This window comes from Pyxidicoccus sp. M6 (assembly GCF_055568925.1).
Genome location: NZ_CM145714.1, coordinates 6,623,795 through 6,648,266, shown reverse-complemented (window position 1 = coordinate 6,648,266; position 24,472 = coordinate 6,623,795). Strand labels below are relative to the sequence as shown.

At 70.1% G+C, this 24,472-nt stretch carries 16 protein-coding genes; 10 read left to right on the top strand and 6 right to left on the bottom strand.

Translation table 11 applies throughout. From position 1 onward, the window contains the following. Positions 1-10: 10 nt before the first annotated feature. A complete protein-coding gene (locus ACVTJA_RS26600; RefSeq protein ID WP_465840248.1) occupies positions 11-1,282 on the bottom strand; it encodes a dicarboxylate/amino acid:cation symporter in 1,272 nt (423 codons plus the stop codon). Between the two features lie 237 nt (positions 1,283-1,519). Here ACVTJA_RS26600 and ACVTJA_RS26595 point away from each other — a divergent pair, with 237 nt between their 5' ends. From ACVTJA_RS26595 to ACVTJA_RS26585, 3 genes are all read left to right on the top strand, one after another. Continuing rightward, on the top strand, positions 1,520-2,308 hold the full coding sequence (locus tag ACVTJA_RS26595; protein WP_465840246.1) for a Uma2 family endonuclease: 789 nt from the start codon (positions 1,520-1,522) through the stop codon (positions 2,306-2,308). Between the two features lie 138 nt (positions 2,309-2,446). Further along, a complete protein-coding gene (locus ACVTJA_RS26590; RefSeq protein ID WP_465840520.1) occupies positions 2,447-3,553 on the top strand; it encodes an isopenicillin N synthase family dioxygenase in 1,107 nt (368 codons plus the stop codon). Between the two features lie 445 nt (positions 3,554-3,998). Beyond that, positions 3,999-6,605, top strand: coding sequence for a response regulator (locus ACVTJA_RS26585; protein WP_465840245.1), 2,607 nt, complete (start codon positions 3,999-4,001; stop codon positions 6,603-6,605). Here the strand turns inward: ACVTJA_RS26585 and ACVTJA_RS26580 are convergent. Next, the gene (locus ACVTJA_RS26580) at positions 6,597-7,433 is read right to left on the bottom strand and encodes a LytR/AlgR family response regulator transcription factor (protein ID WP_465840244.1); all 837 of its coding nucleotides are present in this window, start codon (positions 7,431-7,433) and stop codon (positions 6,597-6,599) included. The two genes, ACVTJA_RS26585 and ACVTJA_RS26580, sit on opposite strands and share 9 nt — an antisense overlap. Then, the gene (locus ACVTJA_RS26575) at positions 7,426-8,580 is read right to left on the bottom strand and encodes a sensor histidine kinase (protein WP_465840242.1); all 1,155 of its coding nucleotides are present in this window, start codon (positions 8,578-8,580) and stop codon (positions 7,426-7,428) included. The genes ACVTJA_RS26580 and ACVTJA_RS26575 overlap by 8 nt, the downstream gene beginning before the upstream one ends. 191 nt (positions 8,581-8,771) lie before the next feature. Here ACVTJA_RS26575 and ACVTJA_RS26570 point away from each other — a divergent pair, with 191 nt between their 5' ends. Further along, complete coding sequence (locus ACVTJA_RS26570; protein WP_465840241.1) at positions 8,772-9,842, top strand: hypothetical protein; 1,071 nt, start codon at positions 8,772-8,774, stop codon at positions 9,840-9,842. A 39-nt stretch (positions 9,843-9,881) separates the two neighbouring features. Here the strand turns inward: ACVTJA_RS26570 and ACVTJA_RS26565 are convergent, their stop codons facing one another. Beyond that, positions 9,882-11,741, bottom strand: a complete 1,860-nt coding sequence (locus tag ACVTJA_RS26565) for an SBBP repeat-containing protein (protein ID WP_465840239.1) — start codon at positions 11,739-11,741, stop codon at positions 9,882-9,884. Positions 11,742-12,075: 334 nt separating this feature from the next. On the opposite strand from ACVTJA_RS26565, the gene ACVTJA_RS26560 reads away from it, so the two are divergent. Together ACVTJA_RS26560 and ACVTJA_RS26555 are read left to right on the top strand one after the other, a co-directional pair. Next, positions 12,076-13,350, top strand: a complete 1,275-nt coding sequence (locus tag ACVTJA_RS26560) for an MFS transporter (RefSeq protein ID WP_465840237.1) — start codon at positions 12,076-12,078, stop codon at positions 13,348-13,350. 154 nt (positions 13,351-13,504) lie between these two features. Then, positions 13,505-17,008 (top strand): pyruvate carboxylase, encoded by a 3,504-nt coding sequence (locus ACVTJA_RS26555; RefSeq protein ID WP_465840235.1) that lies wholly within the window; start codon positions 13,505-13,507, stop codon positions 17,006-17,008. Between the two features lie 92 nt (positions 17,009-17,100). Here ACVTJA_RS26555 and ACVTJA_RS26550 read toward each other — a convergent pair whose 3' ends face one another. Further along, positions 17,101-17,349 carry a hypothetical protein gene (locus tag ACVTJA_RS26550; RefSeq protein WP_465840233.1) on the bottom strand — a complete coding sequence of 83 codons (249 nt, stop codon included), beginning with the start codon at positions 17,347-17,349 and terminating at the stop codon, positions 17,101-17,103. Between the two features lie 229 nt (positions 17,350-17,578). Here ACVTJA_RS26550 and ACVTJA_RS26545 point away from each other — a divergent pair, with 229 nt between their 5' ends. The 3 genes from ACVTJA_RS26545 (at position 17,579) to ACVTJA_RS26535 (ending at position 23,187) form a co-directional block, all read left to right on the top strand. Beyond that, positions 17,579-20,554 (top strand): serine/threonine-protein kinase, encoded by a 2,976-nt coding sequence (locus ACVTJA_RS26545; RefSeq protein WP_465840231.1) that lies wholly within the window; start codon positions 17,579-17,581, stop codon positions 20,552-20,554. 48 nt (positions 20,555-20,602) lie between these two features. Beyond that, complete coding sequence (locus tag ACVTJA_RS26540; RefSeq protein ID WP_465840229.1) at positions 20,603-22,219, top strand: sigma 54-interacting transcriptional regulator; 1,617 nt, start codon at positions 20,603-20,605, stop codon at positions 22,217-22,219. Between the two features lie 146 nt (positions 22,220-22,365). Next, positions 22,366-23,187 carry a mechanosensitive ion channel family protein gene (locus ACVTJA_RS26535; RefSeq protein WP_465840227.1) on the top strand — a complete coding sequence of 274 codons (822 nt, stop codon included), beginning with the start codon at positions 22,366-22,368 and terminating at the stop codon, positions 23,185-23,187. Positions 23,188-23,205: 18 nt separating this feature from the next. On the opposite strand, the gene ACVTJA_RS26530 is transcribed toward ACVTJA_RS26535, so the two are convergent. Further along, positions 23,206-23,778 carry a MarR family winged helix-turn-helix transcriptional regulator gene (locus ACVTJA_RS26530; protein ID WP_465840226.1) on the bottom strand — a complete coding sequence of 191 codons (573 nt, stop codon included), beginning with the start codon at positions 23,776-23,778 and terminating at the stop codon, positions 23,206-23,208. Positions 23,779-23,897: 119 nt separating this feature from the next. Here ACVTJA_RS26530 and ACVTJA_RS26525 point away from each other — a divergent pair, with 119 nt between their 5' ends. Next, positions 23,898-24,434: a carboxymuconolactone decarboxylase family protein gene (locus ACVTJA_RS26525; RefSeq protein ID WP_465840224.1), complete on the top strand. Its 537-nt coding sequence runs from the start codon at positions 23,898-23,900 to the stop codon at positions 24,432-24,434. Positions 24,435-24,472 lie beyond the last annotated feature (38 nt).

The window sequence follows — 24,472 nt, the reverse complement described above, 5'->3', positions numbered from 1 at the left end:
GGGCCGCGCGTCACTCCACGACTTCCTTCTCGAGCCCCACGTTGGAGGCGCGGTTGTAGACGGCCTCGTCGAGCAGCCCCTCCTCGCGAGCCACCAGCACCGGCACGAGCATCTGCCCGGTGACGTTGGTGAGCGTGCGCATCATGTCGAGGACGCGGTCGATGGCGAGGAGGTAGCCCAGGCCCTCCAGCGGAAGACCGGCGGAGCTGAGCACCACGGTGGCCATGACCACGGCGGTGCCGGGCACGCCCGCGGTGCCGAAGCTGCCCAGCACCGAGGCGAGGAGGATGACGAAGTACTGCGACGCGGAAAGCTGCAGGCCGAAGTACTGCGCGACGAAGAGCGAGGCGATGGCCGGGTAGATGGCGCCGCAGCCGTCCATCTTGATGCTGGCCCCGAGCGGCACGGCGAAGGAGGCGTAGTCCTTGTTGACGCCCAGGTTCTGCGTGACGCTGCGCAGGGCCACGGGCATGGACGCGAAGCTGGACGAGCTGACGAAGGCCACCTGCATGCCGGGCGCGGCGCCACGGAAGAACCGCAGCGGGTTGAGCCCGTGCGCCAGCAGCAGGCCGCCGTAGACGAAGACGACGTGCAGCGCGCACGCGAGGTACAGCGCGAACACGAAGCGGCCGAGGGGCAGCAGGCGCTCGAAGCCGTAGGTGCCGACAAGCGCGGCGATGAGGCCGAAGGTGCCCAGCGGGGTGAGCTGCAGCACGAAGCGGGTGACTTGAATCATCGCGTCGCTGGCCTCGCGGACCAGCTCGCGCAGGCGCGCCGTCTTCTCGCCGAGCTTGACGAGGGCGAAGCCGAGGAGGCCGGCGAAGAAGATGACCTGGAGGATCTTCCCGCCGGCCAGCGCGGCGAACGGATTGGTGGGCACCACGTCCATGAGCACCTGGACGGGGCCGGGGACCTCGCGGGGCGTATAGGACTCGGCGGGCTGGAGCTTGCCCACGCCGACACCGGGCTCGAGGAGGCTGCCGGTGGCGAGCCCCACGGCGACGGCGAGCGCGGCGGTGATGGCGAACCAGAGGAACGTCTTGCCGCCGAGCGCGGCCACGCTCTTCTGCCCGTGGAGCGCGGCCACGGCGTTGATGACCGCGAAGAACACCAGCGGCGTGGCGATCATCTTGATGAGGTTGACGTAGAGCGTGCCGAGCGGCTGGAACCACGTGCCGGAGGCGGGCCCCACGAGCCACCCGGCGAAGGCTCCGAGCACGAAGCCTCCGAGCACTCGCTGCCAGAAGGGAATGCGGAACCAGGCGGAGAAGAGCGTCTTCACGGTGGGCACCTCGCGGAGCGACGGCGGACGATAACGGAGCGCCCGGGGGCGTGCAGGAGTTCGAGCGTGGATTTGAAGTGTCCGTGGATGGGGACACCGATTCTGAATCTGGATGGCGTTCGAGGCCCGGAACCCGACGTTCGCGAGTGAAACGCGCCGCGGCGGCCCGGCCCGTCGCTTGCTGAATGGGCCGCGGGGGCATTGACGGCCGTGGCCATGCACAGCACGCTTCCAGGCATGGGATGGCACACGGACAAACGTGGAGGCGCCTTCCCCCGGGCCCCCACGCAAGCGGAGTGGGACGCAATGGGACCGGAGGAACGGGCGCGGGTGGTGGAGTCCCTGCCCGATGAGGTGACGGACGCAGAACTGGCGATGCCGGAGGGTGACCTCCACTACTTCGGCAAGGCACATACGCGCGACGCGCTCCAGGGCTACTTCGCCCGGCAGAAGCGCAAGGCCTATATCGGCTCGGAGTTGCCCATCTACTACCCGGGTGAGCGGCGCTTCGCCCCGGACCTGCTGGTGGTGCTCGACGCCGAGCCCCACATGCGCGGCAAGTGGGTGGTCAGCCATGAAGGCAAGGGACTGGACTGGGTCATGGAGGTCCACGTCGGCGGCGACCGGAAGAAGGACGCCGAATACAACGTGAAGCGCTACGCCCGGCTCGGTATCCCGGAGTACTTCATCTACGACCGCTCCCGGGAGGAGCTGCTGGGCTATCGGCTGGCGACGCCCGAGGCACGGACGTACACGCCCATGACCTCCAACAAGGGGCGCTTCGTCTCGCAGGTGCTGGGTCTGGAATTGGAGATCGTGGACGAGAAGCTACGGCTGTGGGCGGGAGAGGAGCTGCTGCTCGAATCGGCGGAATTGGTGGAGCAGATGCGGGGGGTGGTGGAACAGGTCGAGCGCCGCGCGGATGAGCTGGAGCGCCGACTGGCGGAAGAAGCCCGCCTCCGAGAAGCCGCCGAGCGACGCCTGGCCGAGCTCGAAGCCCTCCTCGGCCCACGGCGGCCACACTGACCTCCGGGGCGACCCGGTTTCCCGCCTACCCGCCCACCCCATGGGCGGGTAGGAGGCGGTCGCCTCCCCGGCCGGTGGACCTGAACCGCATAGCAGGGCCTCCCCTTCCGCCCCGAGGAGCGATACACCTTGGCCACCATGGCCGAGACCTCTTCGCTGAACATCCCCACTGTCGACCTCGCCGACCTCGTGTCGGATGACCCGGCGCGCATCGAGCGGGCCTCCGCGGCGATCCGCGAGGCGTTCGGCGTCTTCGGCCTCGTGTACCTGAAGAACCACGGCGTCGACACGCAGGCGCTCAACCGCTTCTACGACGCCTTCGCCGAGTTCATCGCCCGCCCCGCCGAGGCCAAGAAGCCCTTCGGCCGCGCCGACATCTGGTACCAGCGCGGCTGGACGCCTCCGAACACCGAGGTCGCCGTCGCCAGCAACGGCCAGCCGGACTTCAAGGAGTGCTACTTCGTCGCGCCCTACCCCAACGACGAACAGGCCGCCATGGAGTTCCCCGAGCTGTACCCGGAGAACGTCTGGCCCTCGAATCCGCCGGCCTTCTTCCAGGACGGCATCATGCAGCTCGGCCGCTCCCTCCATGAGGCCGGCCTGAAGCTCCTGCGCGGCGCGGCCCTCGCGCTGGGCCTGCCGGAGACGGCGTTCTCCGACTTCTGCCAGCGCGCCCCGCACGTCACCCGCGCCCTCCAGTACCTGCCGCTCACCGCGTCGCAGGTGAACACGGACATCGTCTGGGGCGAGGAGCACACGGACTTCAACCTCCTCACGCTGCTCCCCGGAGGCCGTTTCCTCGACCCTGCCGGAAACGCGGCACCGGGCCCCGACAACAAGAGCGGCCTGTACCTGCGCACCCGCGCGACGGCCGAGGACCCCAAGGGGAAGATGGTGCGCGGCACCGCGCCCGCCGGCTGCATCGTCGCCCAGGTGGGCCAGCAGCTCGAAATCCTCACGGGCGGCACCTTCCTCGCCACGCCCCACGTCATCACCGCTCCGGGCGTGCCCGGCTGGCAGCGCCAGTCCGCCGCGCACTTCATGCACGTGCACACGAGCACGGTGCTCTACCCGCTGCAGAAGTTCCGCACCCCCGACGCCATCCGGAACTACGCGCCGCCCGTGCTCGCCGGCACGTATGACATCAAGACGCTCGTGGACATCGGCCTCGCGCCCCCGAGCGCGCTCGACAAGCTCGGCTACCGCCACTACGACCGCCTCAACCAGCAGCGCGCGAAGTCGTAGCCGTCGCGGTGATACATGTGTCGACACATGAACCATAATCACAAACACAACTAAAGACAAACATCGGCGCATTGAATTGTGTCTATGTTTGTCTTTAATTGTTTCATCGGCCATGGAGCCGGCGGAAACAACCTGTACGTCCGATCATGTAGGCATGGCGATTCTGCGTCCCATTGCAGGACGGTCCGAAATTGGCTGAAGAGTTGTTCATGTAGGCATTGCCCTTCAGGCGCCTTTGGAAACGCCCGCCCGAGCCCCTGAAAAACTGGCTGAAGACGTGTTCATGTAGGCATTGCCCTTACTACACAGGCTCCGCGGCCGCCGCTGAGTGTCACTGAGACAACATGAATCAGTACTCAGGGACACTTCCACACTGTGGAATCGGCCATCCCGGTCGCAACATGTCGCACCTCATACTAATGAGGTGCCACATCAGCCCCGCCCGATGCCCGACACCATCGACTTCCAGTCGCTCTTCGAAGCGTCGCCGAACCCCTACATGCTGCTGGACCGCGAGCTGCGGTACGTCGCGGCGAACGCCGCGTACCTGCGGGTGACGGCAAGCCGGCGGGAAGACCTGCTCGGGCGGAACGTCTTCGACGCGTTCCCGAATGATCCGAACGACCCCGACAACGCCAGCGCGCGCCAACTGCGGGAGTCTTTCCTCCGGGTCCTGACGAACCGGGTGCCGGACAGCCTCGCGCTGATTCCGTACCGCGTCCCGAGGGAGACAGAGCAGGGCCCCGTCACCGAGGAGCGGTACTGGAGCGCCACCCACACCCCCATCTTCGACTCGGCCCGGGAAGTGGCCTTCATCCTCCAGCACACCGTGGAGGTCACCGAGCTGCAGCGGCTGAAGCAGGCGGTGAAGGACGCGGAGGCGGCACGAGACAGGGCGGAGGCCTTCGTCGAAGCCTCCCGGGAGCAGATCGAAGCGGGCGTCCTCCAGCGCGCGCAGCACGTCCAGGCAGCCAACCAGACACTGGACGCAGAGCGGCGCCACCTCCGCCGCCTCTTCGAGCAGGCCCCTGGCTTCATGTGCTTCCTCCGGGGGAAGCAACACGTCTTCGAGCTCGTCAACGGCGCCTACTACCAGCTCGTCGGACACCGGGACATCATCGGCAAGGCCGTCCGCGATGCCCTCCCCGAGGTGGCGGGCCAGGGCTACTTCGAGCTGCTCGACGGCGTCATCTCCACGGGGAGGGCCTTCGTCGGACACGGCATGAAGGTGCTCCTCCAGCGGCATCCCGGTGCCCCGCTGGACGAAGTCTACATCGACCTGGTGTACCAGCCCGTCGTCGAGCCTGACGGCGCCATCTCCGGCATCTTCGTGCAGGGCCACGACATCACCGAGCAGAAGCGCGCCCAGGACGAGCTTCGCCGCTACCGCGACCACCTGGAGGAGCTGGTCCGCGAGCGAACCCAGGCGCTGGAGGACAGCGAGGCCGAGCGTCGGCAGACGGAGGCCGTGCTCCGCCAGGCCCAGAAGATGGAGGCCGTGGGCAAGCTCACCGGCGGCGTGGCGCACGACTTCAACAACCTGCTTCAAGTCATCGGCGGCAACCTCCAGCTCCTGGACCGTGAGCTCGGGGCCAACGGGCCGGCCCGGCGCCGGGTGGCCACCGCCATGGGCGCCGTCGAGCGCGGCGCCCGGCTCGCGGCCCAGTTGCTCGCCTTCGCCCGGCAGCAGCCGCTGGACCCCACGGTCATCAACCTCGGCCGCCTGGTGCGCGGCATGGACGAGCTGCTGCGCCGCGCGCTCGGCGAGGACATCGAGCTGGAGACCATCATCGGCGGCGGCCTGTGGAACACGTACGCCGACCCGAACCAGCTCGAGAACGTCATCCTCAACCTGGCCATCAACGCGCGCGATGCCATGGACGGCGAAGGCAAGCTGACCCTCGAGGCCGGCAACGCCATGCTGGATGACCACTACACCCAGCTCCACCCGGACGTGGCTCCGGGGCAGTACGTGCTGCTGGCCGTCTCGGACACCGGCTGCGGCATGACGCCCGACGTGATGGAGCGCGCCTTCGAGCCCTTCTTCACCACGAAGCCCGAGGGCCAGGGCACGGGGCTCGGGCTGAGCATGGCGTATGGCTTCGTCAAGCAGACCGGCGGCCACATCAAGATCTACAGCGAGGTGGGCCACGGGACGACCATCAAGATCTACCTCCCGCGCTCGCTCCAGCCGGAGGTGGCACGCAGCGATGTCGTCACGGAGCAGGTGGAGGGCGGCACGGAGACGCTGCTCGTCGTCGAGGACGACCCCGAGGTGCGCGCCACGGCGGTGGAGCTGCTGACGGAGCTGGGCTACCACGTGCTCAAGGCGTCGGACGGGTCGAGCGCGCTGGCGGTGCTCCAGAGCGGCATCCCCATCGACCTGCTCTTCACCGACGTGGTGATGCCGGGTCCGGTGCGCAGCCCCGAGCTCGCGCGGCAGGCCCGCGCGCTCCTGCCGGACCTGGAGGTGCTCTTCACCTCGGGCTACACGGAGAACGCCATCGTCCACGGCGGCCGGTTGGACCCGGGCGTGCACCTGTTGAGCAAGCCCTACCGGCGCGAGGACCTGGCCCGCAAGGTGCGCCAGTTGCTCCGGGCCCGGCAGCAGCGGCTCGCCGAACGAGAAGCGCGCGCTTCGGCCGTGCGGTCCGTGCCGGAGCGCACCACCCCGAAGGCGGGGCCCATGCGCATCCTGCTCGTGGAGGACGACGAGGACATCCGGCTTCCGACGTGTGACCTGCTCGAGACGCTGGGGCACGACGTGAAGGCCGTCGGGAGCGCGGAAGAGGCGCGAGGCGTGCTGGGATCCGCGCACATCGACGTGCTCTTCACCGACGTGAGCCTGCCTGGCATGTCGGGCATGGAGCTGGCGCGCGAGGCCCTCCGCTCCGAGCCCGGGCTTGGCGTCATCATCGCTTCCGGACAGGGCGGCGCGGTGAAACCGGAGAGCGGCGACGCGCTGGCGCGGGCCGTGGTGCTGCCGAAGCCCTACGACATCGCCCGGCTCGAAAGGGCCCTGGAGAAGGTGCGCGGCGCTCGCTCAGAATGACTGCCGCAGCAGCGCCTCCACGGCGGCCTTGCGGCCGGGGCTCAGCCGCAGGCGCGTGCCGTCGCGCAGCACCACCACCCAGCCCTTATCCACGTCCGGCTCCAGCTCGCGGATGCGCTCCACGTTGACCAGCGTGGAGCGGTGCACGCGGACGAAGCGGCGCGGATCCAACCACTGCTCCACCTGATTCAGCGTCTCGCGCAACATGGGGCTCCGGCTGCCCGCGTGAAGCACCACGTAGTTGCCCTCGGCCTCGCACCAGTCCAGGTCCTGCACCGGCACCAGCAACACCTTGCCGTTCGTCTTCACGGCGATGCGCTCGATGTAGCCGCCCTCGGGCGGCGAGGAAGGTGGCGCCGGGTGCTCGGGCTCCGGTGAGCGACCCCGGTGCAGGTCGAGCAGCGCGGACAGCCGCTCCAGCAGGGCCTTGTCCCGCCCCTGGGCTCGCTGCCGCCTGGCCCGCTCCAGTGCTTCCTCGAAGCGCCGGTCGCTGAACGGCTTGAGCAGGTAGTCGAGGGCGTTCGCCTCGAAGGCCTTCACCGCGTATCGGTCGAAGGCCGTCACGAAGATGACCGGCGGCATCCGCTCCGGGCCCACCTCGCGCAGCACGTCGAAGCCGTCCAGCTCCGGCATCTGCACGTCGAGGAAGACGAGGTCCGGCTGCTCGCGGAGGATGAGCTCCACGGCCTCGCGGCCGCTCTCGCACTCGCGGACGTTCGTGACGTCCGGCGCGCGGGCCAGGAGGTGCTTCACGTTGTCGCGCGCCAGCGGCTCGTCGTCCACCACCAGCACGCGCCAGCCGGTCTGCTCGGCGTTTCCTTCACGCACGGCTCCGCACCTCCTCGTCCATCATGTCCGGCCGCGCCTCCATGAAGGGCAGCTCCACACGAGCGAGCACGCCGCCCTCCGGCAGGTCCTCCAGCGTCAGGCCGTAGGGGGCACCGTAGCGCTCGCGGATGCGGTCGCGCGTGTTGGCCACGCCGATGCCCGTGCCACCTGCCCCACCAGCACTGAGTCCCGGGCCATCGTCGCGCACCTCCAGTCGCAGCACGTCTCCGGCGCGCACACTGCGCACGAGGATGCGGCCCCGCCCGGCGCGGCGCGCGGTGCCGTGCTTGATGGCGTTCTCCACCAGCGGCTGGAGGATGAGCGATGGAACTTGGGCGCGCAGTGTCCCGGGCTCAGGCTCCAGGTGGACCTCCAGGCGGCCACCGAAGCGGAGCTGCTCGATGCCGAGGTATCGCCGCACCAGCTCCAGCTCGTCTTCGAGTGGCACCTCGTGATCGCCGCGGCCCTCCAGGCTCGCGCGCAGCAGGTGTCCCAGCTCGACCAGCGCCTCCACGGCCTCGGGGTTGCGCTGCTGGCGCACCAGGCCGGTGACGGCATTGAGCGTGTTGAAGAGGAAGTGTGGATCGAGCTGCGCGCGCAGGGCCCGCAGCCGCGTCTCCGCGAGCTGCACCGCGAGGCGTGACTCCGCCAGCTCGCGCTCACGTGCACGCCGCGCGGCCCGGAGCGCGGCCCAGGCGGCGAGGAAGAGGAGGTACTCGAAGTACCCCACCGCGCCGCGTCCCAGCAGCAGCTCCCACAGGCCCGTGGTGAAGGACACGCCCCGCGCGCTCCACTGCTGGAGCACGGCCATGACGGGCGCGAGAAGCAACACGTGGAGCTGAGCGAAGCCCGAGCCCGCCACCAGCAGGATGCCCAGGTTCCGCCCCAGGCGAGGGCCCTCCGGAGGCACGCGCTGGAAGACGCTGAGGACCAGCGGACCGAGCAGGGCCCAGGCGCTGTACGGCACCAGCTCCAGCGCCAGCTTGAAGAGGAAGTCGCGCGGCTCCTGCGCATAAGCACGCAATGCATGCGGCAGCGCGCCCAGCGTCCCGGCCGCCATGCCGAGCGCCCAGATGCGCAGCGTCGCGGGCCACCGTGACTGGCGCCCCGGGATGCTCCCGGACTCTGTCGCTCCGCGCTGGCTCATGATGTGACACGCACCCTCTGCATCCAGCGTAGCGGACAAACCCCACGTCGCGCCGCGTCCAGCGGTGGAATGGACCGGCTGCGCTATGCTCCCGCCGCGCCGTGACCACGAGCTCCCCGGGCTCCGAGCCCGATGACGACCCACCCTCCCCGCCTGCCGCCTCGCCCCGAATGCGAGGGGGCACGCTGTACGTGGAGGACGAGGATGTGGTCGAGGAGCGCTCCACCTCCACGGGCCGGGGACCGCGTGCCTCCACGGTGCTCACCGCGTTGCTGGTGGCCCTGGGGCTCGCCCTCCCCGGAGTAGCGGCCTTCCTGCTGCGCCCGGCGCCCCCTGTCGCTCCGGTACCCACGGCCGTGACTCCTTCCCTCGGCGCGACTGAACGCCACCCCCCAAACGCACGGGCGCCTGGCCACGACACACCGCCCGCTTCACGGGCCACCGCCCCAGGCCCCAAGCTCGCCCGACTCGAACCGGGCGTCGCGAACCCCGCTCCCACCACGAAACCCACCTCCGCCGACCGCAAGGCAGCGCTGCGAGCCCTCCTCGATGACACGGGCCGGTCCGCCGACGAGCGCTCGGCGGCGGCCCTGGAGCTGATTGACGGCCTTTCCATCCAGGTACGCACTCCCTCCCTCGCGCGGGACGCGGAGCGCATCTTCCGGATGGACCTTCCCAGTCACATGGGACGTCTTCCCGCCGAGCAGGCCGGTTGGCTCTGGGTCAATACCCTGGGCACGCTGGGCGACATGGCGAAGGTGGCCGAGGCGGGAGACGCCTTCCTCCGCAAATTCCCGGACAGCGACCTGGCCCCCGCCATCACGACCCTGGTGCGCGCCAACGCGATGCAGATCGCCAACGAGCAGCGAGCCCGCCGGGAGATGGAGGACGAGCTGCGGAAACTCGAAGCGGAGCTGGAGGCGGAGCGCGTCCGGCTCGAAGGCCGCGGCGAGCCCACCAGGCGGGTGTTCTGGGAGCTCGCCCGCAAGCACTGCTTCAGCCCGGCGACTCGACGCTTCCATGACGTGTCCGTCGTGAGCTGCCGCGCCTTCGTAGACGCCTGGGCCCCGGGAGTGACTCCGGCGGAGCGCACCGTGGTGCGCGACGCGTGGGTGGCGGAGATCTCCGCCCTCGTCGGCCTGCGCCGGTACACCGAGGCCCGTCAACGCCTCGCCAGGTTCCGCGCCACCGACCCCGAGGGGGAGCAGCAGTCCATCGCTGGCTTCCTCATGAACGACCTTCCCTCCGACGCCGAGGAATGACGGAGCGGCAGTCCCACCACCGCCGCGCCGCCCTTCACGCTACGGCATCGGAAGCTTCGTCACGAAGCCATCCGGGTCGCCCATCACCGTGTTGCCGCCGAGCGAACCGCTGGTGAAGCCGCCCACGTACAGGTTCCCATTCCAGTCCGCGGACACGCCGGTGGCGTACGACACCACGTCGGCGCCATTGCGGCGTGCCGCGTCCTGCTGGACGACCCACTGCCGATTGCCGGCCGTGTCGTACCTCGCGACGAAGTTGTGCGCCGCCCCCGTGCCGGCCCCCGCCAGGTTGCCGACATCACCGGAGCCGCTGCCCGACAGGTACACGCCGGTGTCGTCGATGAAGAGCCCCATGGACCAGGAGCCGCCGCCCGCGCCGGCGATTTCCCGGGTCCACTGCTTCACGCCGGCCGCGTCGTACTTCGTCATGAAGGCATCCGAGCCGGACGTCGGGTTCGGATTGCCGTCCAGGCCGCCGCCGCTGTAGCCGGAGACGTAGATGCTGCCCGCCGGGTCCACCGCCGAGCCATACAGCCACACCGTTGTCGTCGAAGACCCGAGCTGTCGCGTCCACTGCTTCACGCCGGCCGCGTTGTACTTCACGACGAACAAGTCTTGCGGCCCCATGCGCACGTTGCCGTCGAGGGCCCCCTCCGTCCAGCCGGAGACGTAGACATTCCCCGCGCTGTCCGCGGACACCCGCCGCCCATCCGTCCGCGTGCCCGCCGCGCCCACCTTCCGCGTCCACAGGCGATTGCCCGCGGAGTCGTACTTCGCCACGAACGCGTCCGACACACCGATGGCGGGATTGCCGTCCAGCGCGCCCTCCACGGTGCCGGCGATGAAGGCATTGTCCAGGCCATCCACCGCCACGCCGAACCCCTCCGTGCTGGAGCCCACGTTCCCCAACTGCCGGGTCCACTGCCGCACGCCGGTGTAGCGGTACTTCGTCAGCAGGGCCTCGCGGTACCCCGTCGTCGGAGTCCCGTCGACGGAGCCATCCACGAAGCCGCCCACGTAGATGTCCTCCCACGTCCGGTTGCGAGCGACGCCGTAGCCCAGCGCGATGCCGCCGGGCGCGCCAATCTGCACCGACCAGAGCTTCGTCCCATTCGCATCCCGCGCCTGGAGGAAGGCGTCCATCAGGCCGACGAGCGGGCTGCCATCCAGCCCCGGCTGCGTCATGCCCGTGATGTACGTGCGCCCGGCCGGGTCTCCGACGAGGTCATGCACGCGCGTGAAGCCGCCCGGCGAGCCCGTGGTCCGCGTCCACGCGGCCTGCGCCGCCGGGTACGTCGACGTGGCGCAGTTGAGCAGCTCCAGCCGCCCCATCGAAATCACGACGATGCCGGAGCGCGTGTCGTTGTCGTCCGAGATGTTCAGGCGGTAGCGCGAGTACGCCCCGGGCGAGGTCACCGCGAACTCGCGCCGCTCGTTGCCCGCCCAGTTGACCTGGTTCGTCCGCGTGTCGAGCACCACCCACGCGGAGCCATTCCAGCCCTCGAACGTCCACTGCTTGGGCGCGCGCGTGGTGATGGAGCCGTTGAGGTAGTGGATGGCGTACCGGTTGACCGTCTTCGTCCCGCTGGCCCACTGGTAGCCAATCCACGCGGGCGTCTGGCCCTCCGCGGAAATCCACATGGACCCCACGCTGCCGTCGAACGCCTGCCACGCCTCGTACGACGCGCTGTAGACGCCCGAGCGCGTCACGGTGCCGGAGGGCGTCGTGGCCCCCGTCATGGCGGGCACCAGCTGCTCGCAGGACAGCCCCTGCTCCTGGCCGCGGAGCACGGCCTCGGCCTCGGGGCCGGGGGACGCGTCACCGCCGCAGCCCGGCGCGGAGGCCAGGGCCAGCGTGGACGCGAGAAAGACGCTTCGGATGGGCTTCAGGACTCTCAAGATGCCTCCTCGGATGCGTGCGTGAATGCACGCGAAGGCCCGAGGGCCGGCCGTGTCGCGGCGCCCCCGGGTGGCATCGGTGATACCGGCGGCGGCTCATACGCCCGGTATGTATGTGACGAAACCGCCGGGGCCTGGGACGAAGGCGCCCCCAGAGGGGACGAAGCCCTGACGCCGCGCCGCGTCTTGACGTGCAGGGTGTCCCGGGCGGATAGCCTGCCTGCCCGGACCTGAATGCTGATTCATATCTCACGCGCGTTCGCGACAAGCGGCCCCCTCCCCGGCATGATGCATCCCGCTTGCTCCAAGACCCGCAACACGCCTTGATCCGCCTATGAAATTCCTGAGAGAGCTCCGCTCGGTGCTGAATCTGACGGTCGTGGTCGCCGGGCTGGGCTACTTCGTCGACCTCTTCGACATCACGCTCTTCGGCGTGGTGCGCCGCGCGTCGCTCGTCGACATCGGCATCACGGACCCGGCGGAGATCCTCCAGAAGGGCCTCTTCATCTACAACGCCCAGATGGTGGGCATGATGGTCGGCGGGCTCATCTGGGGTGTCATCGGCGACAAGCGCGGGCGCCTGTCGGTGATGTTCGGCTCCATCCTCCTGTACTCGTTCGCCAACCTGGCCAACGCCTTCATCTGGGACGTGAATGGCTACGCCCTCTGTCGCTTCCTCGGCGGCGTGGGCCTCGCGGGCGAGCTGGGCGCGGCCATCACCCTGGTCGCCGAGTCCCTGCCGAAGGAGAAGCGCGGCCTGGGCACCACCGTGGTCGCCACGCTGGGCATGCTCGGCATCGTCGCCGCGGCCTACATCGGCCAGCACCTGAGCTGGAAGACGGCCTACGTCACCGGCGGCCTGATGGGCATCGCGCTGCTCTTCGCGCGCTTCAAGGTCTCCGAGTCCGAGCTGTTCAGCAAGAAGACGGACCCGTCGCGCGCCAACCCGTTCCTGCTCCTGCAGGGTGGGCGCTTCCTCAAGTACATCTGCTGCATCCTCATCGGCGTGCCCATCTACTTCACCACGGGCATCCTCTTCACCTTCGCCCCCGAGCTGACGGCGGGCCTCGGTGTCCAGGGCACGGTGACGGCCGGCAACGCCATCCTCTACGGCTCCATCGGCCTGACGGTGGGCGACCTGCTCGCGGGCGTCTTCAGCCAGTGGCTCAAGAGCCGCAAGCGCGCGGTGGCGGTCAACCTCACCGCGGGCTTCGCGCTGATGCTGCTCTACGGGCTCGTCCCGGGGCTCACCAGCACCATGGTCTACGTGCTCAGCTTCTTCATGGGCATCACCGTGGGCTACTGGGCGGTGCTGGTGACGATGGCGGCCGAGCAGTTCGGCACCAACATCCGCGCCACGGTGGCGACGACGGTGCCCAACTTCGTGCGCGGCTCGGCGGCGCTCGCGGCCAGCGGCTTCGCGTGGCTCAAGGGCGTGGAGGGCATCACCGTGGCCAACGCCGCCCTCATGGTGGGCAGCCTCTGCTTCGGCCTCGCGCTGCTCGCGCTGCTGCGCATCGAGGAGACCTTCCACCGCGACCTCGACTACGAGGAGACCGCCAGCGGCAGCACCCAGGCCGTCGCGCAGCAGTCGCACTCCAGCACCTGAAGCAGGCCGGGCACGCAAGTGCCCTGGCGTCCGAAATCCTCCTGTCGCACCAACGTCGCCCGGGGCGTTGGGCTGTGATCAGCGCCCTGTAGAAGACTTTCCATCCGGGGGAGGTTGCGTCAGGGCGTGGTGAATGACTAACAGCCCCGCCCATATGGTCCAACCCGCCCCGAAGCCCATCCAGAAGGTGCTGTGCGCCAACCGCGGTGAGATTGCCATCCGCGTGTTCCGCGCCTGCAACGAGCTCGGCATCCGCACCGTCGCCATCTACAGCGACGAGGACCGCACCCACGAGCACCGGCACAAGGCGGATGAGGCGTACCTCGTCGGCCGAGGCAAGCGCCCGGTGGAGGCGTACCTCGGCATCGAGGAGATTCTCGACGTCGCGCAGAAGGCCGGTGTGGACGCCATCCACCCGGGCTACGGCTTCCTCTCCGAGAACGCCGACTTCGCCGAGGCGTGCGAGCGCCGGGGCATCCGCTTCATCGGCCCGCGCTCGGCGGTGGTGCGGACCATGGGCGACAAGGTGGCCGCCAAGCGGCTGGCCCAGAAGGTGGGCGTGCCGGTGGTGCCCGGCGTCACGCTCGAAGGCGATGACGCCCGCGTGCTGGAGCAGGCCCGCGCCTTCTTCGTCCAGCACGGCGGCCCTGTCCTGGTGAAGGCCGCGCACGGCGGCGGAGGCCGTGGCATGCGCGTGGTGCGCGAGGAGAAGGAGCTGGAGTCCGCGCTCGCCTCCGCGCGCTCCGAGGCGAAGAGCGCCTTCGGCTCCTCGGCGGTGTTCCTGGAGAAGTTCCTGGAGCGCGTGCGCCACATCGAGGTGCAGCTCCTGGGTGATTTGCACGGCAAGCTCGTGCACCTGTTCGAGCGCGACTGCTCGGTGCAGCGCCGCCACCAGAAGGTCATCGAGATTGCGCCCGCGCCCAACCTGTCCCCCGCCCTGCGCACCGCCATCTGCGACGCGGCGGTGCGGCTGGCGCGCGAGGCGGGCTACTCCAGCGCGGGCACGGCGGAGTTCCTCGTCTCCGGCGACACGTTCTACTTCATCGAATGCAACGCCCGGCTCCAGGTGGAGCACACCGTCACCGAGCAGGTGACGGGCGTGGACCTGGTGCAGAGCCAGATTCGCATCGCGGAAGGGTACCGGCTGGACTCGCCCGAGGTGGGCATCGCCTCGCAGGAGTCCATCGTCCCGCGCGGCTACGCGGTGCAGCTGCGCGTCACCACCGAGGACCCGGCGAACAACTTCATGCCGGACGCGGGCGTCATCACCGCGTGGCGCGCGGCCACCGGCTTCGGCATCCGGCTGGATGGCTCCAACGGCTACACGATGGCGCACATCTCGCCGTACTACGACTCCATGCTGGTGAAGGTCATCGCCTACGCGCCCACGTTCCAGGGCGCGGTGATGAAGGGACAGCGCGCGCTGCGCGAGTTCCGCATCCGCGGCGTGAAGACCAACCTCCCCTTCCTGGAGAACGTGCTGCGCCACCCCGCCTTCCAGCAGGGCCAGACGTACACGCGCTTCATCGACGAGACACCGGAGCTCTTCCAGCTCGCGCCCCGCAGGGACCGCGCGAGCAAGCTCCTCCAGTACCTGGGCGACGTCATCGTCAACGGGCACCCCACCATCAAGAAGCCGCAGCGGCTCAAGCCCACCCAGTTCCTGGAGCCGCGCCTGCCGGTGACGCCGCCCGGCACCGTGCCTCGCGGCACCGCGCAGATTCTCGCGGAGAAGGGCCCGCGCGGGCTCGCCGAGTGGGTGCTGTCGCAGAAGAAGGTGCTGCTCACCGACACCACCATGCGAGACGCGCACCAGTCGCTGCTGGCCACGCGCATGCGCACGCGCGACATCCTCCGCGTGGCGCCGGCCACCGCGCACCTCGCGTCGGACCTCTTCAGCCTGGAAGCCTGGGGCGGCGCGACGTTCGACACCGCGTACCGCTTCCTCAACGAGGACCCGTGGGCCCGCCTGCGCGCGCTGAAGGCCGCGGCGCCCAACCTGCTCCTCCAGATGCTCCTGCGCGGCGCCAACGCCGTGGGCTACACGAGCTACCCGGACAACGTGGTGGAGGCCTTCATCGACGAGGCGGCCGAGGCGGGCGTGGACGTCTTCCGCATCTTCGACAGCCTCAATGACCTCGGCAGCATGGAGGTCTCCATCCGCCGCGTGCTCAAGACGGGCAAGGTGGCGGAGGTGGCCATCTGCTACACGGGCGACGTCGCCAACCCCAAGCGCAAGAAGTACACGCTGGACTACTACGCGGACCTCGCGAAGCGCATCGAGGACTCGGGCGCCCACTTCCTGTGCATCAAGGACATGGCGGGCCTGCTCCGTCCTCGCGCCGCGGCCATGCTGATGGACAAGCTGCGCGAGGTGACGCGCCTGCCCATCCACCTGCACATGCACGACACCGCGGGCAACGGCATCGCCAGCTACCTCGAGGCGATTGAACACGGCGTGCACATCGTCGACGTGGCGCTCGGCAGCATGGCGGGCCTCACCAGTCAGCCCAGCCTGAATGCGCTGGTGAGCGCGCTGCGCGGCCACCCGCGCGAGACGGGACTGGCCAACGCGCGCCTGCAGCCGCTGGCCAATTACTGGGAAGACGTGCGCGAGTACTACGCCCCCTTCGAGAGCGGCCTCAAGAGCACGACGAGCGAGGTCTACTACCACGAGATTCCGGGCGGTCAGTACTCCAACCTCCGGCCGCAAGTGGCGGAGATGGGACTGCTCGGCCGGTGGAACGACGTGAAGGACGCCTTCGCGCTCGTCAACGCGCTGGTGGGGGACATCCCCAAGGTGACGCCGTCCTCGAAGATGGTGGGCGACTTCGCCATCTTCCTCCTGAAGAACGACCTCGCCGTGCGCGGCGTGGACATGAACGACAGCGCCCACCTCACCTGCGCGAAGCTCATCGCCGAGGCGCCGCGCCTGGACTTCCCCTCCAGCGTGGTGGGCTACTTCCGAGGCGAATTGGGCCAGCCGCCCAACGGCTTCCCGGAGGACCTGCGCGCCGCCGTGCTCAAGGGCCTGCCGCGCGTGGAGGGCCGGCCTTCGTCGAGCATGGCGCCGCTCGATTTGGACAAGCTCCAGCAGGAGTTGTCGCAGAAGGCGGGCCACCCGCTCACGCGCGTCGACGCCATCTCCTCCGCGCTCTACCCGCGCGTCATGGCGGGCTTCCTGGATGACCAGGCGAAGTACGAGGACGTGTCCATCCTCGACACGCCGAACTACTTCTACGGCATGGAGGTGGGGCAGGAAATCTGGGTGGACCTCGAGCCGGGCAAGACGCTGGTCATCAGTCTGACGGCCGTGGGCGAGCCGGACGATGACGGCTGCCGCACCGTGTACTTCGCGCTCAACGGGCACAACCGCTCGGTGCTGGTGCGAGATCGCAGCCTCGCGTCGAAGGTGGAGGCGCGGCGCCAGGCGGACCGCTCCAACCCGAACCACGTGGCCGCGAGCATGCCGGGCACCGTGATTGCCCTGCACGTCAAGCCGGGCGCACGGGTAGAGGCCGGCGCGCCGCTCGTCACGCTGGAGGCGATGAAGATGGAGACGGTGGTCCGCGCCCCGCGCGCCGGCACCGTCGCGGAGGTCGTACCTTCACTCAAGGGTGCGGTGCAGGGTGGAGATTTGCTCGCGGTGCTGCAGTAGTCGCGCGCAACCGCTCCCCATGCACATGCCATGGGGAGCGGAAAGCGGATGACGGCCAGCTCCCAGCGGCCGTCCTGCCGACGGGCCGCGTTTCAGCGCCGTGACTTCAGCTCGTACCAGCGGGCCTCGTCGAACCACCCCACCCAGAAGCCCTTCCCGTCCGCGGTGGCGAGAATCGTGTGCGGAGGTTCGTCCAGCTCCCACGTCTCGTGCAGCGTGCCGTCGAAGCCGTAGCGCTTCACCCGGCCGGACTCCGACCCGCGGCCCGCATCCGCCGCCAGCACCGAGCTCGACAGCTTCAGCTTCGGCGCGCAGCCCGCCACCACCAGCAGCAGGAGCACATGTGCACGAGCTCGACCCATACTGGCAGCGTGGAACGCCTGACACTGCCACGGCAACCACCACACCCGCGGTGACAGGCAGGAGCGCACCGCGTCACTGCCGCAGCCACCGCGGATTCAGATTTCGAGGAACTGCAACGCCGGGCACCCGAATCATTGAATTCCCGACAAACGCGTCAGTCCTCACGCAGGGTATGGCGGGACGCGGGGCCGATGTACAGTCGTGGACATGAGTCCTCTTCGGCCCGGGGGGGCGGCCGACGCCAACGTTCCTGAAGAGACGCTCACCCTGGGGCCTGCTCCTGGCCCGGGTCGGGAGGACTCCGCGCATTCGGGGGCGGAGGAGACGCAGGACACCAGCCCCACGGGTGGCATCACCTCGCCGCCTCCGGGCCGCGTCCTGGCGGACCGCTACACGGTGCTGGGCATGCTGGGCCACGGCGGCATGGGGCTGGTCGTCTCGGCCTATGACGTGCGGCTCAACCGTCGCGTGGCGCTGAAGCTGCTGCGCCCCATCTGGAGCCTCGACGCGCAGGACGAGTCCCAGGTGCGCCTGCTGCGCGAGGCGCAGGCCATGGCGCGGCTCAACCACCCCAACGTGGTGCACGTCTACGACTCCGGCCGGCTGGAGGACGACTCCGTCTTCATCGCCATGGAGTACGTGGAGGGGCAGACGCTGGGGCAGTGGCTGCGGCAGCAGAAGCGCCCCTGGCGCGAGGTGCTGCGCGCCTTCCTCCGCGCGGGCCGGGGCCTCGTCGCCGCGCACGCGGCGGGCCTGGTGCACCGCGACTTCAAGCCAGAGAACGTCCTCGTCGGCGAGGACGGCCGTGTCCGGGTGACGGACTTCGGCCTCGCGCAGGCCGCGCATGGGGCCGGTCTGGAGGAGATACGGCCGGACGCGCAGGCCCCGATGCCGCGCACGTGGATGGAGCCGCTCACCGAGTCCGGCAAGGTGCTCGGCACGCCGCGCTACATGGCCCCGGAGCAGCTCCAGGGCAACGCCGTGGACGCGCGCACTGACCTGTACGGCTTCTGCGTGGCCCTCTACGAAGCGCTCTACGGCGTGCGGCCCTTCCCGGGCGACACCTTCGCGGCGCTGCTCGACGCCCGCCTCGACGAGCGCATCATCCCCCCGCCGCCCGACAGCGAGGTGCCCGCGTGGGTGGCGCGCGCCGTGCTGCGCGGGCTGAAGGCGAATCCGCTCCTGCGTCCGGGCTCCATGCGCGAGCTGCTGGCGGAGCTGGAGAACGACCCGGAGCAGCGGCGGCGTGCGCTGCTGCGCGCGGGGGCGCTCGCGAGCGGCGTGGCCCTCCTGGGCGTGGCGGCCATCTGGGGCTGGGTGCGCAAGGAGCCCCCCGCCTCCGCGTGCGTCGGCATGGAGCGGCGCCTCGCGGGTGTCTGGGATGCGTCGCTCGCGAAGCGGCTGGAGGCGGCGCTGGTGGACACCGGACTGCCGCAGGCGAAGGACACCGCCGCGCGCGTGGCGCGCATGCTCGACGCCTACTCGGAGGAGTGGGTGAAGCAGCGCACCGAGGCGTGCGAGCTCGCGCGGCAGGAGGGCTCCACGCAGCCACAGCGGCTGGGCGCGCTGCGCGAGGTGTGCCTGGAGCGCCGGCGCGGACAGCTCGGCGCGCTCACGGAGCTGCTCGTCAAGGAGTCGGACGCGAAGCTGGTGGACAAGGCCGCGCAGGCCGTGCAGTCGCTGCCGCCCTTGAGTGACTGCGCGGACGCGCGCCTGCTCACCGCCTCCGTGCCGCCGCCCGAGGACCCGGCGGTGCGCGCCCGCGTCGAGGCCTTCCAGCCCCTCGAAGACCGGCTCGAAGCGCTCCACCGCGCGGGCAAGTACAAGGAGGGGCTCGCGCTCGCGGAGGAGCTGCGGCCGCAGCTCGTGGCGCTGGGCTACCCGCCCGCTCACGGGCAGGCGCTCTTCTGGCACGCCATGCACCTGGACGGCGCCGGCGACTACAAGGGCGCGGAGCTGCGCCTGCGCGAGGCGCTCATCCAGGCGGCGCAGGGCAAGGACGCGGTGCTGGAGTCGCAGGCCTGGAGCTTCCTCGTCACCGAGGTGGGCGCGCGCCAGTCCCGCTACGCCGAGGCCCTGTGGCTGGAGCTGCCGATGACGGCGGCGGCGGAGCGGCTGGGTGACGAGCAGCTCCTCGCGCTGGCGCTGGAGACGGTGGGCAACGTGCGCTGGATGACGGGCGACTACGCGCACAGCCGCGAGTCCTACGAGCGCGCGCTCACCCTCATGGAGCGCGCGCGGAGGCCGGACAAGCTCAACCTCTCGCGCGTGCTCAACGGCCTGGGCAACGTCTTCATGGACCAGGGGCAGTACTCGCAGGCGCACGGCTACTTCGAGCGCGCCCTCGCGCTGAAAGAGGAAGCGCTCGGCGCCGAGCACCCCACCATCGCCGTGACGCTCAACAACCTGGGCATCGTCCACGAGGAGCTGGGCGAGTACGCGGAGGCCCAGGCCCTGTACGAGCGCGCCCTGGCGATGCGGCGCAAGCTGCTGGGCGCCGACCACCCCATGGTGGCGTCCTCGCTCGCCAACCTGGGTGACGTGCTGCTCGCCCGTGGCCGCCTGGAGCAGGCGCTGGAGCACCACGAGCGCGCGCTCGCGCTGCGCCAGGAGACGCTGGGCGACGCACACCCGAGCCTCGCCCACTCGCACGCCAGCATCGGCGAGGTCCGCGCGGCCATGGGCCAGGACACGAAGGCACGCGAGGAGTTCGAACGTGCCCTGGCGCTGCACGAGAAGGTCCAGGGAGGAGACCCCTCCGAGGCCGCTCAGGTGAATGCGCTCCTCGGCCGCACGCTGGTGCGGCTGGGGAGATTCGATGACGCCGCGCGCCAGCTCCAGAAGGCCATGGCCGCCGGAGAGCAGCACGAGGCCGAGGACCCGCGCCTCCTCGCCCTCGCGCGGCTCGGCCTGGGCGAGCTGCACCTCGCCCGTCACCAGCCCGCGGCGGCCGTACCCCTGCTGGAGCAGGCGCTCGAACAGGTCTCCGTCCGTGCTCGTCCCGATGCCCGATGGGCGCTGGCGCGAGCATTGTGGGATGCAAGCGCCGACCGCTCTCGTGCTCGCGAGCTGGCCACCCAGGCCCACGAGGACTGCGGAAAGATGGGGCAGGAACGGAAGGCCGCGGAGATTTCCCTGTGGATGTCGTCACACCCCGCCTCCACGGCCGCGGAGATCCGATAGGGCGCCGCATGGATTGCTGATAGAGGACGCGGAGACTCGGGAACCCTCATGCAGCAGAAGCTCTCCGACGACACGTCGCAGACCGCCGAGCACTCGCACGGACGGGAATCGTCCGCCCAGCGGGTGATTCCGGCGCTCACCGTCATCTCGCACCCGCATCCCCAGCGCATCGGCGAGCTGCTGCTGCTGGAGACGCTGACCACCTCCGGGCGGACGGCGTCCCTGTCACGCAACGCGCCAGAGTTCACCCGCCCGGGCGGGCTGGTAACGCAGCCCCTGGGAGACCCGTTCATCAGCCGCACCCCCATCCACTTCGAGCCGGCGGCCAGGGGCCACCTGCGGCTGGTGGTGCCGGAGAACGGGACGCGGGTGTGGGTGGCGGACGTGCCCGTGCAGGGCGCGCGCGAGTTCTCTCCGGAAGAGTTGACCGCGGGCGTGCCGCTGGTGCTCGCGGACCGCGTGGTGGTGCTGCTCCACCTCGCGTCGGCGCAGCGCGAGCCCGCGCCTCCGGACCTGGGCATCGTCGGCCAGGGCGAGGGCATCCGCCAGGTGCGCGAGGACATCCGCCGCGTCGCGGACCTGAAGGTCCCCGTGCTCATCCGCGGCGAGACGGGCACGGGCAAGGAGCTGGTGGCGCGCGCCATCCACGACCTGGGCCCCCGCCGCGCCGGGCCCTTCGTGAGCGTCAACCTGGGCGCGCTGGCGAAGGAGCTCGTCTCCGCCGAGCTGTTCGGCGCGCAGCGCGGCGCGTACACCGGCGCCACGAGGGACCGCGAGGGCTTCTTCCGCGCGGCCCAGGGCGGCACCCTCTTCCTCGACGAGGTGGGCGAGGCGCCCCCCGAGGTGCAGGCCGCGCTCCTGCGCGTGCTGGAGACGGGCGAGGTGTACCCGGTGGGCGGCCACACGCCGGTGCCCGTGGACGTGCGACTCGTGTCGGCCACGGACTCCGATTTGGAGGCCCGCATCCAGGAGCGGCTGTTCAAGGCCCCGCTGCTGCACCGGCTCGCGGGCTACGAAGTCCACATGCCGCCGCTGCGCGCGCGCCGCGAGGACATTGGCCCGCTGTTCATGTACTTCGCGCGCCACGAGCTGGAGACCACCGGGGAGTCCGCGCCGCTGACGGCCACGGACCCGCGCACGGAGCCCTGGCTGCCCGCATCGCTGGCCGTGCGGCTGGTGCGCTACGCGTGGCCCGGCAACGTGCGCCAGCTCCGCAACGTCGTCCGGCAGCTCATCATCGGCAGCCGCGGCATGCCGCACCTGCGCATCGACGCGCGCCTGGAGCAGACGCTCGACGGCGACGCCCTGCCCGTCCCCGGGAGGGAGCCGACTCCCACGACGGCCGCCGCGCACGACACGCCCGAGGCGAAGCCCGCGCGCCGCAAGCCCTCCGAGGTGAGCGAGCAGGAATTGCTGGAGGCCCTGCGCGCCTGCTCGTGGGACCTCAAGGCCACCGCGGACTGGCTGGGCATCCCGCGCCCCTCCGTCTACGTGCTCATCGACAAGAGCTCGCTCCTGCGCACCGCGCGTGACTTGAGCCCGGAGGAAATCACCCGCTGCTTCCACGAGTGCGAGGGAGACCTCGACAAGATGGTGCAGCGGCTGGAGGTCTCCAAGCGCGCCCTCCAGCGCCGCCTCCGCGAGCTGGGACTGGGCGCGTCCTGAGCTGACACGTCAACTCCACGGGTGGGCAGTCGGCCGGACACGTCAGCCCGAGCAGTGCTTTGACCACCAATGGAGTGGCACCCACGGTGTTCCATGCACTTGCGTGCAGTGACGCTCCTGGCCCGATGTCTGCAAAATGCGCGGCCATGGACGACATCATCAATCAATTGAAGTCGCTGGCCCTGACCGAAGCCCTCCCCTTCCTGCTCAAGGCGGTAGGGGCGCTGGTGCTCTGGTTCGTGGGCCGCACCGTCATCAACGGATTCCGGCGCGTGCTGAACCTGGCGCTGCAGAAGCGCCAGCTCGACGCCACGCTCATCCGCTATGTCGAGTCGCTGTTCGCCGGCTCCCTCACCATCCTCCTGCTGCTGGGAATCCTGGGGATGATGGGCGTGGAGACGACGTCCTTCGCCGCGCTGCTCGCGGCGGCGGGCATCGCGATTGGCACGGCGTGGTCCGGCCTGCTCTCCAACTTCGCGGCGGGCATCTTCCTGCTCGTGCTGCGCCCCTTCCGCGTGGGCGATGAAATCTCCGCGGCGGGCGTCTCCGGCGTGGTGCAGGAGATTGGCCTCTTCGCCACCACGCTCGACACGGCGGACAACCTGCGCATCTCCGTGGGCAACAACCGGCTGTTCGGCGACAACATCATCAACTTCACGCACCATCCGCACCGCAAGATTGTCGTCAAGGTGCCGGTGCTGCACGGCGGTGACGTGCGCATGCAGATGCGCGCGCTCCAGGAGATGGTGGCCACGCTGCCCGGCGTCCTCCAGCAGCCCGCGCCGTCCGTCGGCGTGGCGGAGTTCACCGCGCTGGGCCCCGTGCTCGGCGTCGGCGTGCACTGCAGTCCCACCCAGGCTTCGACTGTGCAGGGCGCCGTCACGAACGCTGTCGCGGACTTCCTCGTCGCCTCCGGCTACACCGTGCCGGTGGACGCCGTGCGGCAGCTCACCGCGAAGGCGGGCTGAGCTTCGTCGGGATGCACCTCAGTGTCCCGGGGGCGCGGCCTCGTGCTCCCGGCACAGCAATAGACTGTCCTCGCGCGACAGGGGCTCCTGGGTGAGGCCGCAGCGGAAGCGGCCCGCCCCCTCGCGCTGGAAGTGCTTGCAGGTGGCACACGCTCCGAAGCTGCGCTGCGCATTCGCGGCCTGCAGGGAGCGCAGGAGCCCCGTGAGCGCATCCTCCAGGGCCTCACCTCCGCCCGGAAGACTCGCGAGGGCCCGCTTGAAGAGGTCCGGCGGTAGCGCCTCCTTCAGCACCTTGCGCCCCGCGTCCGTCAGCAGCAGGTGGACGACGCGCCGGTCCTCCGTGTCCGCCTCCTTCCGCAAGAGCCCCTTCTCCTCCAGCAGCAGCAGCGTCTGGGACACCGTGCCCTTGGTGAGCCCCAGGTACTCCGTCAGCGCCGCGGGCGTGTTGCTGTAGCGGTTGCACGACTGGAGGTAGCGCAGCGCCTGGAGGTGCACCGGCTGCAACCCATGCGGCAGCCCCGCCGCCCGCTCCTCCGTGCGGAGCAGGTTCCCGAGTCTTTCGAGCAGCGCGTAGAGGCGGTCGACGGCCATGTCGAAGAAGGTATCGGGCCGATACCGACTTGACAAGCCGGGGTAGCGGGGTGCATTTAGTATCGAGTCGATACTAATTCGACGTCTCGCTCAACCCGCTGTCTGCAAGGAGCACCGCCATGACCACGCCCACCATCGCCCCTGTCGGTTCCACCAACACGCCCGCCGCCGCCGAGCCCACGCTGGCCGCGCTGAAGGCGAAGTTCGGGAGCGTGCCGAAGATGTTCTCCACCTTCGCCCACTCGCCCGCGGCGCTCGACGCGGTGGCGGGCTACTTCGACGCCATGGGCCGCGCGAAGCTGTCGCCGCGCACGCAGGAGGCCATCGCCATCGCCGTGGCGGAATTGAATCGCTGCACCTACTGCCTCTCCGCGCACACGGCGCTGGCGAAGGGGCACGGGGTGAAGGCGGATGAGCTGACCGGCTTCCGCAGCGGCCGCTCGCCCGACGCGCGCGAGCAGGCCATCCTGGACCTGGCCGTGGCCATCGCCCGCACGCGGGCCGCGGACGTGGGCCCGCAGCTCGCACAGGCGCGCAGGGCGGGGCTGAGCGACGCGGAGCTGGTGGAGGTGGTGGCCGCCGTCGCGCAGAACGTGCTCACCAACTACCTCAACGTCGTGGCCGGCACCGAGGTGGACTTCCCGCGCGTCGGCTGATTCGAAACGCGGCAACCCTCCCGCTCTCCAGGCGGGCC